At 65.3% G+C, this 17,133-nt stretch carries 12 protein-coding genes; 7 read left to right on the forward strand and 5 right to left on the reverse strand.

The window, feature by feature from the left end; translation table 11 throughout:
• Window positions 1–222 precede the first annotated feature (222 nt).
• Together CSC74_RS00095 and CSC74_RS00100 are read left to right on the forward strand one after the other, a co-directional pair.
• Window positions 223–1,257, forward strand: coding sequence for a GGDEF domain-containing protein (locus CSC74_RS00095; RefSeq protein WP_246192882.1), 1,035 nt, complete (start codon window positions 223–225; stop codon window positions 1,255–1,257).
• A gap of 119 nt (window positions 1,258–1,376) precedes the next feature.
• On the forward strand, window positions 1,377–2,822 hold the full coding sequence (locus tag CSC74_RS00100; protein ID WP_162313659.1) for a glycoside hydrolase family 30 protein: 1,446 nt from the start codon (window positions 1,377–1,379) through the stop codon (window positions 2,820–2,822).
• Window positions 2,823–2,954: 132 nt separating this feature from the next.
• Here CSC74_RS00100 and CSC74_RS00105 read toward each other — a convergent pair whose 3' ends face one another.
• Window positions 2,955–3,518: a dihydrofolate reductase family protein gene (locus CSC74_RS00105; RefSeq protein ID WP_162312409.1), complete on the reverse strand. Its 564-nt coding sequence runs from the start codon at window positions 3,516–3,518 to the stop codon at window positions 2,955–2,957.
• Window positions 3,519–3,737: 219 nt separating this feature from the next.
• Between CSC74_RS00105 and CSC74_RS00110 the strand changes: the two genes are divergently transcribed.
• Window positions 3,738–4,022 carry a hypothetical protein gene (locus tag CSC74_RS00110; RefSeq protein WP_246192884.1) on the forward strand — a complete coding sequence of 95 codons (285 nt, stop codon included), beginning with the start codon at window positions 3,738–3,740 and terminating at the stop codon, window positions 4,020–4,022.
• Between the two features lie 142 nt (window positions 4,023–4,164).
• Here CSC74_RS00110 and CSC74_RS00115 read toward each other — a convergent pair whose 3' ends face one another.
• Complete coding sequence (locus CSC74_RS00115; RefSeq protein WP_162312410.1) at window positions 4,165–5,325, reverse strand: sensor histidine kinase; 1,161 nt, start codon at window positions 5,323–5,325, stop codon at window positions 4,165–4,167.
• A gap of 154 nt (window positions 5,326–5,479) precedes the next feature.
• Between CSC74_RS00115 and CSC74_RS00120 the strand changes: the two genes are divergently transcribed.
• The 4 genes from CSC74_RS00120 (at window position 5,480) to CSC74_RS00140 (ending at window position 10,926) form a co-directional block, all read left to right on the forward strand.
• Window positions 5,480–5,791 (forward strand): hypothetical protein, encoded by a 312-nt coding sequence (locus CSC74_RS00120; RefSeq protein WP_162312411.1) that lies wholly within the window; start codon window positions 5,480–5,482, stop codon window positions 5,789–5,791.
• Window positions 5,792–6,475: 684 nt separating this feature from the next.
• Window positions 6,476–7,393, forward strand: a complete 918-nt coding sequence (gene ku / locus CSC74_RS00130; protein ID WP_162312412.1) for a non-homologous end joining protein Ku — start codon at window positions 6,476–6,478, stop codon at window positions 7,391–7,393.
• A 3-nt stretch (window positions 7,394–7,396) separates the two neighbouring features.
• Window positions 7,397–9,826, forward strand: coding sequence for a DNA ligase D (ligD, locus tag CSC74_RS00135; RefSeq protein ID WP_162312413.1), 2,430 nt, complete (start codon window positions 7,397–7,399; stop codon window positions 9,824–9,826).
• Window positions 9,827–10,008: 182 nt separating this feature from the next.
• Window positions 10,009–10,926, forward strand: a complete 918-nt coding sequence (locus CSC74_RS00140) for an NAD(P)/FAD-dependent oxidoreductase (RefSeq protein ID WP_162312414.1) — start codon at window positions 10,009–10,011, stop codon at window positions 10,924–10,926.
• 191 nt (window positions 10,927–11,117) lie between these two features.
• Here CSC74_RS00140 and CSC74_RS00145 read toward each other — a convergent pair whose 3' ends face one another.
• The 3 genes from CSC74_RS00145 to gcvP form a co-directional block, all read right to left on the reverse strand.
• A complete protein-coding gene (locus tag CSC74_RS00145) occupies window positions 11,118–13,229 on the reverse strand; it encodes a catalase (RefSeq protein WP_162312415.1) in 2,112 nt (703 codons plus the stop codon).
• Between the two features lie 137 nt (window positions 13,230–13,366).
• Window positions 13,367–13,822: a hemerythrin domain-containing protein gene (locus CSC74_RS00150; protein ID WP_162312416.1), complete on the reverse strand. Its 456-nt coding sequence runs from the start codon at window positions 13,820–13,822 to the stop codon at window positions 13,367–13,369.
• Between the two features lie 343 nt (window positions 13,823–14,165).
• Window positions 14,166–17,093 carry an aminomethyl-transferring glycine dehydrogenase gene (gene gcvP / locus CSC74_RS00155; RefSeq protein ID WP_162312417.1) on the reverse strand — a complete coding sequence of 976 codons (2,928 nt, stop codon included), beginning with the start codon at window positions 17,091–17,093 and terminating at the stop codon, window positions 14,166–14,168.
• Window positions 17,094–17,133: the final 40 nt, after the last annotated feature.

Genomic DNA, 17,133 nt, shown 5'->3' on the forward strand with positions numbered 1-17,133 from the left:
TGCACGCCAAAGCTGCGGTCATCGAACAAGTCGCCATCCCGGCCTGCGCCGGGATGGCGATCCCTGTCGCGGGGGCGCATCGAGCCGCGGCGGTCGGTGCGGGCTTTCGCCGGTCTGTGCCCGGGCTCACCCCGGGAAGACCGGGCCGGATTAGGATAGGGTATCGCCTGAAAAGCGCGCCCTGGCACTCCCGCCGGCGTCGCAGGCAGAGGATCGACCGCCTTGCTCAACCGGTTCCGGCGCAACTCCCAACTCGGCATCCTCGCCCTGCTGGGGACGGCGACTACCTGCACGCTGGCCATGTTCGCGGGTTATCGCGCCCTGCACGGACAGTGGCCGGCCGCCATCATCGACTTCGCCATCGTCGTGCTGATCGGCGTGCCGGTGATCCATGCGTTGCGCACCGGCAACACCGCCGGCCCGGGTGCGTTCCTGTGCGCCACCAACAGCCTGAGTTGCGCCATCGCCTGCTACGTGATCGGACCCGTGTCGCTGCCATGGGTATACCTGGTGCTGATGACCAACTTCCTGATCGCCGGCCCACGCCAGGCCCTGGCCTTCAACCTGTTGCTCACCGTGGCCCTGCTGCTGATGCCGCGCATGCTCGACCTGCCGGTCGAACGCATGTCCGCAGCCGCCGTCGCCGCGTTGGTCACCCTGTTCGCCTGGCTCTCGGCCCTGCGGGTCAGCACCGACCACCAGCAACTGGAAGTGCTCGCCTCGCTCGACGCGCTGACCGGCCTGCCCAACCGGCGGATGATGGAACAGGCCCTGGAGGGCGCCGTTGCGCGGCACCGCGCCGGCGACCGCAGCCACGGGCTGCTGATCGTGGACATCGATCATTTCAAGGAAGTCAACGACACCCACGGCCATGCCGCGGGCGATGCCGCGATCGCCGACCTGGCCGCGATCCTCAAGTTCGAGATGCGCAAGCACGACCGCGTATTCCGCTTCGGCGGCGAAGAGTTCGTGGTGCTGCTGGACGTCGATACCCGCGACGACCTGTGGACCGCCAGCGAGCGCCTGCGCCAGGCGGTGCGCAACGGCCTGCGCGGCCCCGGCGGCCGCATCACGATATCGCTGGGCGGAGCCATGGCCGGGGAAGAGGAGCGCTGGCAGGAATGGTTCTCGCTGGCCGACGAAGCGCTGTACCGGGCCAAGAACAACGGACGCGACAGCACGGTGGTCATGGGTGGCGCCGTGCCCACGGATCCTGCGCCGGAACCTCGCGGCAAACCGGCATTGCCGCGCGTTTGACCAGGTGATGCGGTTCCCCTCCGTATCACCTGGACCCGGCCCGCAACCGAGCAAGTATTCTTGAACCCGCCACCCCCGACCCTCGAGGCAACCAGATGAAGAGTCTCCTTTTCTCGACGATGGCAGGAATGACCATCGTCCTGCTGGCCCATTCCACCACCGGCGTTGCGGCCGAGGCCTCGATGGAAAAATTCCCGGACACCGGCAAGCCGATCGCGATCTACACCAGCGCGGCGGGGTCGGACCAACGCTTGAGCAAGAGCGGCACGGCCGCCCTGCAGCCGGGCCACAAGCTGGTCGAGGCCGAAACCTCGATCTTCGTGGATCCGGGCAAGCGCTATCAATCCCTGATCGGGATCGGCGGCGCCATCACCGATTCCAGCGCCGAAGTGTTCGCAAAGCTGGACCCCGCGCGGCAGGCCGAATTCCTCAAGGCGTATTACGACAGGGACAGCGGCATCGGCTATTCGCTGGCGCGCACCACCATCCACAGCTCGGATTTCAGCAGCGCCAGCTACACCTACATCGAGGAAGGCGACAAGGCCCTCTCGACTTTCTCGATCGACCACGACCGCCGGTTCCGCATCCCGCTGATCAAGCGGGCGATCGAAGCCGCGGGCGGCAAGCTGCCCCTGTACGCCAGCCCGTGGAGCGCGCCGGCGTTCATGAAGACCACCAACAACATGCTCAAGGGCGGGTCGCTGCTGCCCGAGTACGCCGATGCGTGGGCCAGGTATTTCACCAGGTTCATTGCCGCCTATGAAAAGGAAGGCATCTCGATCTGGGCGATCACCGTGCAGAACGAACCGATGGCCACGCAGACCTGGGAGTCGATGCTGTACACCGCCGAGGAGGAACGCGATTTCCTCAAGAACCACCTCGGCCCGACCATGCACAAGGCCGGCTACGGCGACAAGAAGATCATCGTCTGGGACCACAACCGCGACATGATGACCGAACGCGCGCGGGTGATCTTCGACGACCCGGAGGCGTCGAAGTACGCCTGGGGCATGGGCTTCCACTGGTACGAGACCTGGGCCGGCTTCGAGCCGATGTACCGCAACGTGGCCACCGTGGCCCGGAACTATCCCGACAAGCACCTGCTGCTGACCGAAGCGGCGGTGGAGAAGTTCGATCCCGCGCGCTACCAGTACTGGGCCAATGGCGAACGCTACGGCAGTTCGATCATCAACGACCTCAACAACGGCGCCGAAGGCTGGACCGACTGGAACATCCTGCTCGACGAAACCGGCGGCCCCAACCATGTCGGCAATCTTTGTTTCGCGCCGATCCACGCGGACACCCGTACCGGCGAACTGATCTACACGCCCAGCTACTACTACATCGGCCACTTCTCGAAATTCATCCGCCCGGGCGCGCACCGCGTCAGCGCGGCCAGCAGCCGCAGCACCTTGCTGACCACGTCCTTCCTCAACCCCGACAACACCCTGAGCACCGTGGTCATGAACCCGACCGACAAGGAAATCGCCTACAACTTCTATGTAGGTTCGGACTCGGCCCAGTTGAGCATTCCGGCGCACGCGATCCAGACGCTGGTGCGCTAGATCCCCGGTAGCGGCGGGCGAAGCGCTCTGCGGCAAGGCCGGCGCTCTCCTCTGCCTTCGCGGGAGCAGGCGCTGCTTCGCTGCACGGAGCGGCTCCTCTCCCGTAAAGGGAGAGGGGCTGGATATCGCGCTCTACGCGGAATACTGCATCACGATATGTCCGCTCGGGTATGCGCGGACGCTCTGCAGCGCCAGTTTCAGGTCGCCCAGGCCATCGGGCGCGAACGAGCGGCCTTCGCCCAGCAACATCGCGATCATGCGCAGGCGCAGCACGTCCACCTGGCGGGCACGGAACAACGCGTCGGTCAGGGTCAGGCTGCCCCAGATCATCAGGTCGCCGTCGATGCGCTGGCGTAAACGGCGTACGGACTCGATGCCGTCGCCGCGGAGGATTTCAACTTCGTCCTTTTCGCCCCATGGCGCGGATCGCAGCGTGTTGGATACCACGAACTTGGGCAAGGAATTGATCGGGCCGGCGACCCGTTCCACCTTCTCGTCCGCACCGGGCCAATAGTCGGCGAACATGCGGTAAGTGGTCGCGCCGAAGACGATGGCGCCGACCGATCGCAGCCTCTTCATCTGCTCGTCCTCGCCCTCCCTGAAATCGCCGCTGGCGTCGAAGAAGCCGATGCCGCCGTCCTTGTAGGCGGCGTAACCGTCCGCGCTGACGATCTGTTCCACGATGACCTTGCCCATGGCGTACTCCCGTGTCGAGGGTTGTAGAAAGCGCCGTGGCGCCGGAACACGGTGCCTGGATTCCGGTTCCTGCTATCGCGACGAACGAGAGCTTCGCGGATCGACAAGCCATATGGTCTTGGCCGGGACGCGGCGACAGACGCGGTCCGCGCGATCAGTGTCGACACCCACGGAATCGGTGCTTCCTCCACATGATTCACATTCCATCGGAACGATTCCATGCAAAATCGAGGAGTATTCCAGGGAGGACTGGCGATGTCGGACCGCGAACGACGCAATCCGGAAGACGGAGAGAGCGATGCCGAGTTGAGGGCAGGCCTCAGCAAGGAGCAATTGGCCACCTTGCACACGATGGAGCAGTTCCACTGGAAGCTGCGCTTCGTCCGCCGCCCGCTGTTCCGGGCGCCGGTGCCGGTGCTGTTCCACCGCGATGGCACGCGCTTCGTCGTGCTCGAAGCCGATGGTTCCATCAACGAGGACCCGGGTTTCAAGATCCGCCCGTGAGTCCGATCCGAACGGCGTGGGGAACAGGGTTTTCTGCGGATACTTCCACCATGTGGAAGAGTTGGACTGGAGATGCCATGCCGCGCCGCTGCAGCCTTCGTCGAAGCGGGTGTCTCGCAGGTTCCCGCCCGACAGAAGCGGACTACGCTGCCTGAGGCAGGAGAGGTGCCGCCTCGGTCACCGAATGCCGCGGCAGGTCGATGGTGAACACGCAGCCGGTTCCGGGAAGATTGCGCACGCTGAGGATGCCGTCGTTCGCCTCCACGCTGCGTCGGGCGATGGACAGGCCCAGGCCCAGGCCGGTGCGGTCCTCGGCTGCCTGGGTGAACGGCTGGAACATGTCCTCGGCGAAGCCCGGCGGCAGGCCCCCACAATGGTCCTGCACGTCGATCAGGATGCGGTCGGCCAGCGCATAGGCGTTCAGGCTCACTTCGCTGTGCGGGTGGGTGAACTTGAAGGCGTTCTGCAGCAGGTTGCCCACTGCCGCCAGCAACAGGTCGCGGTCCACGTCGATGGCCAGCTTCGGGTCCACTGCGGAGACGTTCAACACGCATTCCTTCACCTGCGCCTCCAGCGACGCCGAGAGCTTGATCTCGGCGATGAAGTCCGCAAGCGAGAACAAGTGGCGCAGCACCGGAAGGCCCGCGGTCATCCGCACTTCGGCCAGCGAGCGGTCGATCAGGTTGGCCAGGCCCACCAGGGCGCGATCCAGCACGCCGCCGGTGGCGCCGCTGAGACCGACATTGCCCTGCTTGATGATCGACAACGCCAATGTGGCGGTGCACAGCTGGTTGCGCAGCTCGTGGGCGAAGAATCCCAGCCGTTCGTTCAATTCCACGGTCTGCCTGTCGGCGACGACGAAATCGCGCTGGTAGCCGAATTCGGTGACCGCGCTGGCGATGGCGTTGTCCAGGCAGCGGTTGAGGGTGCGGAACTCGTCGACCTCCATGGTCTCGCCGCGCTCGAAGGCAAGGTCGGAGATGGACTGGCACAAGTCGCCGTAATCGTGGACGACTTCCTCTGCGGTGAATCCGTGCCGCTGCAGTTCGCGGCCGTGCCGGGTCGCCGATTCGCCGATCTCCGACAGGTTCGGCTTGCCGCCGCCCGACGGGCCGGACACCTTGCGGCTGCGCATCGGGGTCGCGGTCTTTTCCACCAGCAGGGTCTTGATCAGCTGGTCCAGGAAAATGCTTACTCCATGCGCGAGCTCTTCTTCCGACACCCCGAGCGGGGCGCGCTGGGCAACCTTGGCCCGGCAGCGGGCTATCAGCTCGGTCCGGTTGGCGGTGAGGAACTGGTGCATCATCATTTCCGCACCTTACGTTGTTTGCTGCGCTGCGACGTGATGGGCCGACGAAAGGCGCCAGGCGCCGTCCAGCCAGCCGCCGTGGGCCTTTCCGCTGGTCCCTCCGATGCGGCCGTGGCCGGATCCCGCGCCGATTTACGGTGTTGGGAACATGGGCCATTCCATTTCCATTGCCGATGACTCCTCCGCGCTGCTCCGGGTCCTGGACGACCTGGCCTATGTCATCGAATGCGCATCGCTGGATTACATGGGCGAGGGCAAGTACGAGCTGGACAGGTTGTGCAGACGCATCGAGGCCGACCCGCGCTACCGCATCGCCGACGGCGACGGGGTCGCGGAGCGGTTGCGCGAGGCACTGTCCCTGTACGCCAGGGGCGGCCGGGATTATCCGCAAGGCCACTCGCGGCTGATGTCGACCAGCCGCGAACTGTGGAAACGGATGCATCCGCAGCCGCTTTCGTAAGCGATTGGTCGGCGGCTTTCGGATAACCGGATCTCAACCCCGTTTCCGCGACATCACTACCTGGCCAACGATGGCGATCACCAGGATCGCGCTGTTGGTGACGATGAGCCCCCATTTTGCGGCACCCAGTTGTGCAGCAGCCAGCTGTAGGCGATGAAACCCGCCGATGCGGCGATCTGTCCTGCGAACAGTCAGTGTCAGTGCGACACGCCCCTGGCTGATTCGTCCTTCGCCTGCGTGTGGATCTGCCGGCAGAGCGTCAGCAGCAGGATGGCCGAGGCGGCCCAGCCGATCAGATCCGGGGACATGTCGTGGCCATGGTGTGTCTCCGACTGGAGGAGACGGCAATATGCAGCTGCCGGATAAAGCGGGCGTGTGGGCCTTCATCCCCGGTTCGCCGGATTGAAAAGGCAGGGCCGCCGCAGACCGCTTTCGTTGACCGTGATCGGCGGAATTCGTGCCTTTCCTGCCCTAGCCAGCGACGGAACGGTCGAGGACGCCGTGGTCAAGGGCACCGCGATCGGAAAATGAGTGTCGCCGGAGAAAATCGGGCAGGGACGTTTCGAGAGCGCGGACGAAATCCACGGACCGCGCGGGATCGTGCCGTGCTTCGCATCACGCACCGGTAACGACGCCCGCGTTATCAGAAGGAATCGAAACGCTGAACGGCCGCGGAGAACCCACATGGCAAGACCGATCTGGACCGGCACGCTTTCCTTCGGCCTGCTCAACGTACCGGTGTCGTTGATGTCGGGCGAACGCAAGGTCGACCTGCATTTCCGCATGCTCGATTCGCGCGACAAGAAGCCGATCCGCTTCGAGCGGGTCAACGCGGAGACGGGCGAGGAAGTGCCATGGAAGGACATCGTCAAGGCCTTCGAGTACGACAAGGGCAGCTACGTGGTGGTGGAGAAGCAGGACATCCAGTCCGCCGCGCCGGAGAGCCATGAGTCGGTGGACGTGGAAGCCTTCGTCGATGCCGGAAGCATCGACCAGCGCTACTTCGAGAAGCCCTACATCCTGGTGCCGGGGAAGAAAGCGGAAAAGGGTTACGTGCTGCTGCGCGAAACCTTGAAATCGAGCAAGAAGGTCGGCATCGCCCGGGTGGTGATCCGCACCCGCGAATATCTGTGCGCGGTCATGCCCGAAGGCGACGCCCTGGTGCTGATGCTGCTGCGCTATCCGCAGGAACTGGTGGACCCGACCGATTACAAGCTGCCGACCGGCAAGGCCGCTTCCTACCGGATCACCGCCAAGGAAACCGAAATGGCCAGGCAGCTGATCTCATCCATGTCGGGCAAATGGAAGCCGGACGATTACCACGACGAGTTCCGCGAACGGCTGCAGGCGATCATCCGCAAGCGGATCAAATCCAAGGGCAACCTCGCCAAGGTGGTCGAGGAGGCCGCAGAGCACGAGGACGCCGCGACCAACGTGGTCGATTTCATGTCCCTGCTGCAGAAGAGCCTGGACAGCAAGAAGCGCACGCCGGCGGCCAAGGCCGCTGCGGCCAAGCCCGGAAAGGCCGCGAAGAAGGCCGTGAAGAAAGCGCCGGCCAAGGCCGCCCCCGCGAAGAAGGCGACGAAGCGCAAGGCGGGTTGAGCCATGTCGCTGCGCGACTATGGCCGCAAGCGCCGTTTCGCCGATACGCCCGAGCCGGACGAAGGCGGGCGCGGCGCCGCCAGCCATCGCCCGATCTTCGTGGTGCAGCTGCATCATGCGCGGGCGCGACACTACGACTTCCGCCTGGAAGCCGACGGCGCATTGAAAAGCTGGGCTGTGCCCAAGGGTCCCTCGCTGCGGGTGGGAGAGAAGCGCCTTGCGGTGGAAGTGGAAGACCATCCGCTGGCCTATGCCACGTTCGAAGGCGACATCCCGCATGGCAACTACGGCGCGGGACACGTCGACGTGTTCGACCACGGCACGTGGGCCAGCGAGGGCGATCCGCTCGAGGCCATCGCCGCGGGCAAGCTGGATTTCGTGCTGCATGGCGGAAAACTCAACGGCGGCTGGAAGCTGGTGCGCACCAACCTGCGCGGCAAGCAGAAGCAGTGGCTGCTGATCAAGCGCGAGGACGAGTTCGCCGCCGACCTGGAAGCCGACGACCTGGTCGGGAAACCGGCGCCCGCAACGAGGAAAAAGACGGCGGGCAAGGGGGTGGCTTCCTCCACGAAACGCATCGCTGCCAAGGCGTCGCCCGGCAAGTGGGCGCAACGCGCCCTGGCGATCGAGGGCGCACGCAAGGGCGACTATCCGGCCGGCTTCGCGCCGCAACTGGCCGGCAATCGCGAGACCGCGCCTGCCGGCGACGACTGGCTGCACGAGATCAAATGGGACGGCTACCGGATGATGGCCGACCTGGTCGACGGCAAGGTCAAGCTGCGCTCACGCGGCAAGCTGGACTGGACCGATACTTTTCCCGAAGTGGCGCGCGCGGTGGAAGCGTTGCCGGTGGACGATGCGCGCCTGGATGGCGAGCTGGTGGTGATCGACAAGGAAGGGCGCAGCGATTTCAGCGCGCTGCAGCGGGCCATCGACGGCACTTCGAAGCAGCCGCTGCGTTACGTCGTGTTCGACCTGCCCGGCATCGACGGCGTGGATCTGAGCCGTGCGGCCTTGATCGAGCGCAAGACCTTGCTCAAGGACCTGCTGGGCAAGCGCGCAGGCGTGGTGGCCTACAGCGAGCACGTGCTGGGCCATGGTCGGGAGGTGTTCGAGGCCAGTGGACGGAAGGGCCTGGAAGGCATCGTCAGCAAGCGCGCCGATTCCGCCTACAGCCAGTCGCGCTCGTCGGCCTGGGTGAAGGTGAAGCATGAGGACGGCGACGAGTTCATGGTGGTGGGCTACACCGCACCCAAGGGATCACGGTCCGGCTTCGGTTCATTGCTGATGGCCAAACCGGAATCGGGTGGCCTGCGCTACGTGGGCCGCGTGGGCACCGGATTCGACGATGCGATGTTGAAATCGCTGCAGGCCACGCTTGCAAAACTGCAGCGCAAGCAGGCCACGGTCGCGTTGCCGGCACACGTGCCGTTTTCCGCTGGCAGCGTGCACTGGGTGAAGCCGGTGCTGGTGGCCGAAGTGGCGTTCCGCGGCTGGGCCAAGGAAGGTCTGCTGCGGCAGGCGAGTTTCAAGCGGCTGCGGGAGGACAAGAACATGCGCGACCTGGATGCGACCCCGGATAAAACGGTCCTGACCCACCCGGAGCGGATCGTCTATCCCAAGGACGAGATCAGCAAGGGCGAGGTCGCCGACTACTACCGGCGGGTGGCCCGATGGATGCTGCCGGAACTCGAGCGACGGCCGCTGTCGCTGCTGCGTTGCCCCGAGGGAGCGCAGGGCGAGTGCTTCTTCCAGAAACACCACCGCGATGCACTGGGCAAGTCGGTACGTGCGATCTCGCTGCAGCAGAAAAGCGGAAAAGAGGATTATCTGTACATCGAGGACGAGGCGGGCTTGCTGGAACTGGTGCAGATGAACGCGCTTGAATTCCATCCTTGGGGAGCGAGGGTCGAAGCGCCTGAGTTACCGGATCGGCTGGTGTTCGACCTCGATCCGGGCCCGGGCGTGAGCTGGACCAGGGTCAAGGCGGCCGCACGCGACATCCGCCAGCGCCTGCGCGAGGTGAAACTGGAAAGCTGGTTGCGACTTTCCGGCGGCAAGGGCCTGCACCTGGTGGTGCCGATCGCGCCGGGGCCGTCCTGGGACGAGGTCAAGGATTTCTGCAGCGCTTTCGCGGAAGCCCTGGCGACCCATGCGCCGGACAAGTATGTCGCCACCATGAGCAAGGCCAAGCGCGACGGCAAGATATTCGTGGACTGGCTGCGCAACGGACGCGGCTCGACCAGCGTGTGTTCCTGGTCGTTGCGCGCCCGCGAACACGCCACCGTGGCCATGCCATTGCGCTGGGACGAACTGGCGAAAATAACTTCCCCCGGCATGTACACGATGGCGCGCGCGCTGCAACGAGCCGGTCGCCTGCGCAAGGATCCCTGGGAAGGCATCGGGGAAGCCGGGCAAGCGTTACCGGGGTGATCCAGGATCCTGTCGGAGACCTGGAAGAGCTTCTCTTCCTCGCACCAGTGGTCAGTGGCGGCGTATATCGTGCGAGTAATACGGTCTGCATGGCGGGTCGTCGCGATTCTTCGCAGGGCTCTACTGCGACGCAGGTATAAGTGCGCTTCCCACCCGCATTCACCCATCTGCAGGAAATCGAAATGCCCGACCTGGACAATGCCACCGCCGATACGCTGTTCGATGTGGTGGTGGTGGGCGGCGGCCCCGCGGGCCTGACCGCGGCGACCTACCTGCGCCGTTTCCACCGCAGTTGCCTGGTGCTGGATGCCGGTGACAGCCGGGCGCGCTGGATCCCGGAAAGCAACAACTGCCCGGGCTTCCCGCAGGGCGTGTCCGGGGTGGAACTGCTGCGCCGCATGCGCGAACAGGCCGCCGGCTTCGACACGCGTTTCGAAGCGGCACGGGTCGAGCAGATCGAACATGACGACGACGGCTTCGTCCTGCACGGCAAGGACAGCGCCTGGTGCGCGCGCTGCGTGATCCTTGCCACCGGCCTGTCCGACAAGCTGCCCGACGCGCCGTGGGTGGAAGAGGCCGTGGCTTGCGGCGCAATGCGCCTGTGTTCGGTCTGCGATGCGTATGAAGCCAGCGACTCGCGCATCGGCGTGTATGGTCCCAGCGCGGATATCGCCGCGCATGGGCTGTTCCTGCGGTCCTATTCGCGGCACGTGTTCCTGTTGCCGACCGATGCCGGCGACGTCAAGAACCTGCGCGAGGCGAAGGATGCGGGCGTGCGGATACTTGCGTTCGGCGGCAGGCTCGATTTCGACGGCAAGCAATGCGCCTACATCGCGGCGGACGGGAGCGGCACCGCGTTCGACAGCGTCTATCCGTTCATGGGCTCCCACACCAGCGCCGGCATCGCCGCGGCGGTCGGGGCGGCGCTGTCGGAGACGGGCGAAATCCTGGTCGATGCGCAGCAGATGACCAACGTGCCGGGCCTGTTCGCCATCGGCGACGTGGTCAGCGGGCTGAATCAGATTTCGGTGGCGGTAGGGCAGGCGGCCATCGCCGCGACTTGCGCGCACAGGCGGTTGCCGTTTGTGCCGCGGCCTTAGTTCCCTTCTCCCGTTGTGGCGCCCGCAGGGCGTGCAAGGCTGAGAAGAGAGCCTGTCCCTGCGAAGGCGGGAGGCGGGGGCGGATGAGGGGAGCAGCGGACCTAGCCTGTGCGCTGCTCTGAAAAGCCGACCCCTCTCCCTGCTTCGCTGCGCGAAGCTGTCCCTCTCCCGCAAGGGGAGAGGAGAATTACTTACGCCAGCGTCCTTACCTTCGGCTCGCGATCCCATTGACGGGTCTTGGCCGCGGCGATGAACGCCTTGGTGTCGCTGGCGTCGACCACGCCCTTGTCCTTGCCCACGTTGCCGGCCTTGAGCAGCGCCTGCGCACCGGCGTCGGCGGCGATGGCCTTGAGGTGGCCGTAGGCGTCGCGCACGAAATCGACTGCGGCCGCTTCCTTCGCCAACGCCTTGCCGCCCGCGTCGGAAAGCACGATCGCCACCGCGTCGAACACCACCGACGGCGTGCCCGCCAGTTGCCCGTCCGCCGGCAGTTTCCTGCCATCGCCCAGCTTGGCGCCACCGAGTTTCGGGGCGACGATCTTGACCGTGGCCCCGGCGCTTTCGACGGCCTTGCGCAGCGCCTTGATCGTGGTTGCATCCGAACCGTCATCGACCAGGATGCCGACGCAGCGTCCCTGCAGCGTGTCCTTCATCTTGCCGATGATCTGCAGCGCCGGTGAAGGCTTCATGTCCTTCGGCGCAACCGCGGCGGGCGGCGCCGGGGGCAGGGCATCGAGGCCGAGCCCATCGGCGACGCGTTGCGCTAGGCCGGCGTCGACATGACGCAAGTGGCCGACGATGGCTTCGCGCACGTGCGGCGTACCGACCTTGGACAGCTCGAATACCAGCGACGAGGCCATGTGCGCCTGCTCCGGCCTGGTCTGGCTGCGGAAGAACAGCCGCGCCTGGGTGTAGTGGTCGGCGAAACTTTCCGCGCGGATGCGGCCCTTGGCGCCATCGTCCGGCGGCGTGGCATGGCTGCGGAAACCAGCAGGCGTTTCGCGCGGCGTATCGGCCTGCAGCGAACTCGGTTCGTAGTTCACCCGTCCCTTGGGTACTTGCATCTGCATATGCCCGTCGCGTTGCAGGTTGGCGAACGGGCACTTCGGCGCGTTGATCGGGATCTGGTGGAAGTTGGGTCCGCCCAGGCGCGAGAGCTGCGTGTCCAGGTACGAGAACAGGCGTCCCTGCAGCAGCGGGTCGTTGCTGAAGTCGATGCCCGGCACGATGTTCGCGGGGCAGAAGGCGACCTGCTCGGTCTCGGCGAAGAAATTGTCCGGCCAGCGGTCCAGGACCATGCGCCCGATCACGGTCAATGGCACCAGTTCCTCGGGGATCAGTTTGGTCGGGTCCAGGTGATCGAACGGGAATTTGTCGGCTTCCTTCTCGGTGAACAGCTGCACGGCGAATTCCCATTCGGGGAAACCGCCGGACTCGATCGCCTCGAACAGGTCGCGACGGTGGAAGTCGTTGTCGGCCGCTTGCAGTTTCACCGCCTCGTCCCAGACCGTCGACTGGATGCCCAGCTTCGGCCGCCAGTGGAATTTCACGAAAGTGGAATTGCCCTTCGCATCGAGCAGGCGGAACGAATGCACGCCGAAGCCCTCGATGGTGCGCAGCGAACGCGGGATGGTGCGGTCGCTCATCGCCCACATGATCATGTGCATGGCTTCAGGGGTGAGCGAGATGAAATCCCAGAAGGTGTCGTGCGCGCTGCCGGCCTGCGGGAAGGCGCGGTCGGGTTCCATCTTCACCGAATGGACCACATCCGGGAACTTGATCGCGTCCTGGATGAAGAACACCGGGATGTTGTTGCCGACCAGGTCCCAGTTGCCTTCGCTGGTGTAGAACTTGACCGCGAACCCACGCACGTCGCGCGGGGTGTCGACCGAACCGGCGCCGCCGGCGACGGTGGAGAAGCGGGTGAATACCGGCGTGCGTTTGCCGACCTCGGTGAGCAGTTTCGCCGTGGTGTATTTCTGCAGCGAGCGGGTCAGTTCGAAGTAGCCGTGCGCCGCGGATCCGCGTGCATGCACGATGCGCTCCGGGATGCGCTCGTGGTCGAAATGGGTGATCTTCTCGCGCAGCACGAAGTCTTCCAGCAGGGTCGGCCCGCGTGGCGTCGCCCGCAGCGAGTTCTGGTTGTCGCTGACCGGAATACCCTGGTTGGTAGTGAGCGGAGGGTGGGCACCGCCGGCTGATTGATGCAGTTCATCGCCGCTCCCGCGCTTGTCGGCTGCCGCCGACTTGCTGGCGGTAGGGCGGGCGGCGGTCTTGTTCGCGGCTGGCTTGCGGCTGGCCATGCGTATTCCTTGGTTGACGGACCGGATCGGCACTGCATGTTGGCCGCCCTTGTGTTAATCGCTTGTCTACCCTGCATGAAGATCGACATGGAGCCAGCGGCTCCGTTCATTCCCGGAATGCGCGAGGATGGCGGCGACTATCCTTCCCGCAAGCTCTTCACCATCCGCGCGTAGTCGCGGCGGTACCGATTGGTAAGCCTTTCCTTCTGGGTCGCGTTCAGGATCCTGCCGGAGACCTGGAAGAACTTGGTTTCTTCCTCGCGCAAGTGGTGGTGCACTTCGTGCGAGAGTTTCTTCACGGTGGCCATCCAGCCGCGGCCGTTGTGGTCGGTGGTCTGCAGCTTCTCGACCAGTTCGTCGATTTCGTGATGCTCGTGCTGGGCATGGCGGGAGACGTGCAGGCCGGCATCGTGCATCAGCACCGGCACGTACAGGTAGCGCTCCTCGGCGGCGGCGTGAGCGGCCAGTTCGATGCGCAGCGCGGTGAATACTTCGATCCGCCGCTCGCTGTGCGGTGGCGAACGCATCAGCTTGCGGCAGAGGGAACGTTGCGTCTCGTGGCTTTCGCGCAGCGCATCGAAGATAGTGGGCATATGGCCGCTCCTTGGAAGGATGAAGGGGATTGCGCGCCGAGAATGCCGTGCGCAAGCGTTAAAGCCGTGTGCAGGACGGAAGGACAGGGACCTGAACCAGATCGGCGCAAGGCAGGGCGCGGTTGTCCGGAAGGGCCTGCTTCGGGAGGCGACCGAAGTGCATCGTCGGCCATGCGCTTAACGGCGCGTCGAGGCGGCAACCACGCTGGAACATTCGCGCACGGCCGGGTTTTCCGGGTTTGGAAGCGTGCCGCGTTCTTGCCGGAGCGGCATCATGCATCGAATAAAAAGAAGCCCCGCGATGCGGGGCTCCTTGTTTTTCCATGGTGGAACGTAAATGCGCTTACGCCTGCGCTTCTTCCTTGTACGCATCCACCGGAATACAGGCGCACATGATGTTCTTGTCGCCGTAGACGTTGTCCACGCGCGCCACCGGCGGCCAGTACTTCTGCAGTTTCAGCGTGGCCAGCGGGAACGCTGCCAGTTCGCGCGGATAGGCGTGGGTCCATTCGCTGGCCATGACCATGGTCGCGGTATGCGGAGCGTGCCTGAGCGGGTTGTCCTCGGCGTCGAGGCTGCCGGTTTCCACCGCGCGGATCTCTTCGCGGATCGCGATCATCGCGTCGATGAAGCGGTCCAGCTCATGTTGCGATTCGCTTTCGGTCGGTTCCACCATCAGCGTGCCGGCGACCGGGAAGCTCAGGGTGGGCGCATGGAAGCCGAAGTCGATCAGACGTTTGGCCACGTCCTCGGCGCCGATGCCGGTAGCGTCCTTGAGCGGGCGCAGGTCGAGGATGCATTCGTGCGCGACCAGGCCGTTGCGGCCGGTGTAGAGCGTCTCGTAGTGCGGAGCGAGGCGCTTGGCGATGTAGTTGGCGTTGAGCAGGGCGACCTGCGTTGCCTTGCGCAGGCCTTCGGTGCCCATCAGGGTGATGTACATCCAGGAGATGGGCAGGATCGAGGCGGAGCCGAAGCTGGCGGCCGATACCATGCCGCCGCTGCCCTCGCCCTCGTTCGCTGCGCGAACATTTCCCTCTCCCGCGAGCGAGAGAGGGGCGGTGCGCGGCAGGAACGGGGCGAGATGCGACTTCACCGCGCACGGGCCGACGCCGGGACCGCCGCCGCCGTGCGGGATGCAGAAGGTCTTGTGCAGGTTGAGGTGGGAAACGTCCGAACCCCACTTGCCCGGTTTCGCCACGCCGACGAGGGCATTCATGTTGGCGCCATCGGTGTACACCTGGCCGCCGTGGGCATGCACGATTTCGCAGATGGCGACGATGTCTTCCTCGAACACGCCGTGGGTGGACGGGTAGGTGATCATCAGCGCGGCGAGGCGGTCGGAATATTTCTCCGCGTTGCGGCGGATGTCTTCCACGTCGACGTTGCCGTTGGCATCGCACTTGGTGACGACCACCTGCATGCCGCACATCTGCGCCGAGGCTGGATTGGTGCCGTGCGCGGACTCGGGGATCAGGCAGATGTCGCGCCGGTCTTCGTTGCGCGAGCGATGCCAGGCGCGGATCGCCAGCAGGCCGGCGTATTCGCCCTGCGCGCCGGAGTTGGGTTGCAGGCTGACCGCGTCGTAGCCGGTGCACTCGACCAGCATCGCTTCCAGTTCGTCGATCAGTTGCTTGTAGCCGGTGGCCTGCGCGGCCGGGGCCAGCGGGTGGATGTTGCCGAACTCCGGCCAGGTCACCGGGATCATTTCGGCGGTGGCGTTGAGCTTCATCGTGCAACTGCCCAGCGGGATCATGGTCCGGTCCATGGCCAGGTCCTTGTCCGCCAGCGAACGCATGTAGCGCAGCATCTCGTGTTCGCTGTGATGGGTATTGAACACGGGATGCTGCAGGAACTTCGACTTGCGCAGCAGTGCGGCGGGCAGGGCGTCGGCGGTATCGCGATCCAGCGCCTCGATGTCGTCGATCTGCGCGCCGAACAGCTTGGCCAGTGCGATGACATCGGCACGGGTGGTGGTTTCGTCCAGGCTGATGCCGACGCTGTCCGCGTCGATTTTGCGCAGGTTGATGCGTTCGTGGCTGGCGTACAGATGGACCTGGGCCGCGTCGACGCCGGTGACGTGCAGGGTGTCGAAGAAACCGCCGCCGACTTCGACGCCTGCTCCGCGCAACGCGCCGGCGAGGATCGCGGCGAGGCGGTGGGTGCGACGGGCGATGCGGGTCAGGCCTTCGGGGCCATGGTAGACGGCGTACATGCTGGCCATCACCGCCAGCAGCACCTGCGCGGTGCAGATGTTGGACGTGGCCTTCTCGCGGCGGATGTGCTGCTCGCGGGTCTGCAGGGTCAGGCGATAGGCGGGCTTGCCTTCGGCATCCACCGACACGCCGATCAGGCGGCCCGGCATGGAGCGCTTGTAGGCGTCGCGGCAGGCCATGAATGCGGCATGCGGGCCACCGAAGCCGAACGGCACGCCGAAGCGCTGGCTGTTGCCGACCACGATGTCCGCGCCCCATTCGCCGGGCGACTTGACCAGGGTCAAGGCCAGCAGGTCGGTGGCGACCGCGACGATGCCGTTGCGCGCATGCACCGCGTCGGCCAGCGCCTGGTGGCCGCCGGGCGTGCCAAGTGAAAGCCGGCCGAAGCTGTCCGGGTATTGCAGCAGTACGCCGTAGCTGTCGAGGGTCAGTGCTTCGCTGTCGTCGCCGACGTGCAATTCGATGCCCATCGGTTCGGCGCGGGTACGCAGCACTTCGAGCGTCTGCGGATGCACGTTCTTCGACACGAAGAACACGTTCGACTTCGACTTGCTGGAACGCTTGGCCAGGGTCATGGCCTCGGCGGCGGCGGTAGCCTCGTCGAGCAGCGAGGCGTTGGCGATCTCCATCCCGGTCAGGTCGGCGACCAGGGTCTGGAAGTTGATCAACGCTTCCATGCGGCCTTGCGAGATTTCCGCCTGGTACGGCGTGTAGGCGGTGTACCAGGCCGGGTTCTCGAGGATGTTGCGCAGGATCACGTTGGGCGTGTGGGTGCCGTAATAACCCTGGCCGATGAAGCTGCGGAAGACTTCGTTGCGGTCGGCGATCTTGCGGATCTTGGCCAGCGCCTCGACTTCGGTGATCGCTTCGGGCAGCGCCAGTGGCGCAGGCGACTTGATGTTGCCGGGCACGATGGCGTCGGTCATCGCCTCCAGCGAGTCGTGGCCGACGATCTGCAGCATGTGCGCGATCTCGGTGTCGTTGGGGCCGATGTGGCGTTCGACGAAGGCGGAATGGTGTTCGAGGTCGCGCAGGGAAGGCGAGGGGCTCTGTGACATGGCAGGGACGTCCGTTGGGCACGCGCGAAGCCGCACGTGG

The organism is Pseudoxanthomonas yeongjuensis (genome assembly GCF_010093345.1).
Classification (GTDB): Bacteria; Pseudomonadota; Gammaproteobacteria; order Xanthomonadales; family Xanthomonadaceae; genus Pseudoxanthomonas_A; species Pseudoxanthomonas_A yeongjuensis.

Excerpts from the sequence above, each read along its gene's own strand:
- CSC74_RS00100 (WP_162313659.1), top strand. The coding sequence starts at position 1,377 with ATGGCAGGAATGACCATCGTCCTGCTGGCCCATTCCACCACCGGCGTT.
- CSC74_RS00105 (WP_162312409.1), bottom strand. The coding sequence starts at position 3,518 with ATGGGCAAGGTCATCGTGGAACAGATCGTCAGCGCGGACGGTTACGCC.
- CSC74_RS00110 (WP_246192884.1), top strand. The coding sequence starts at position 3,738 with ATGCAAAATCGAGGAGTATTCCAGGGAGGACTGGCGATGTCGGACCGC.
- CSC74_RS00115 (WP_162312410.1), bottom strand. The coding sequence starts at position 5,325 with ATGCACCAGTTCCTCACCGCCAACCGGACCGAGCTGATAGCCCGCTGC.
- CSC74_RS00120 (WP_162312411.1), top strand. The coding sequence starts at position 5,480 with ATGGGCCATTCCATTTCCATTGCCGATGACTCCTCCGCGCTGCTCCGG.
- ku (WP_162312412.1), top strand. The coding sequence starts at position 6,476 with ATGGCAAGACCGATCTGGACCGGCACGCTTTCCTTCGGCCTGCTCAAC.
- ligD (WP_162312413.1), top strand. The coding sequence starts at position 7,397 with ATGTCGCTGCGCGACTATGGCCGCAAGCGCCGTTTCGCCGATACGCCC.
- CSC74_RS00140 (WP_162312414.1), top strand. The coding sequence starts at position 10,009 with ATGCCCGACCTGGACAATGCCACCGCCGATACGCTGTTCGATGTGGTG.
- CSC74_RS00145 (WP_162312415.1), bottom strand. The coding sequence starts at position 13,229 with ATGGCCAGCCGCAAGCCAGCCGCGAACAAGACCGCCGCCCGCCCTACC.
- CSC74_RS00150 (WP_162312416.1), bottom strand. The coding sequence starts at position 13,822 with ATGCCCACTATCTTCGATGCGCTGCGCGAAAGCCACGAGACGCAACGT.
- gcvP (WP_162312417.1), bottom strand. The coding sequence starts at position 17,093 with ATGTCACAGAGCCCCTCGCCTTCCCTGCGCGACCTCGAACACCATTCC.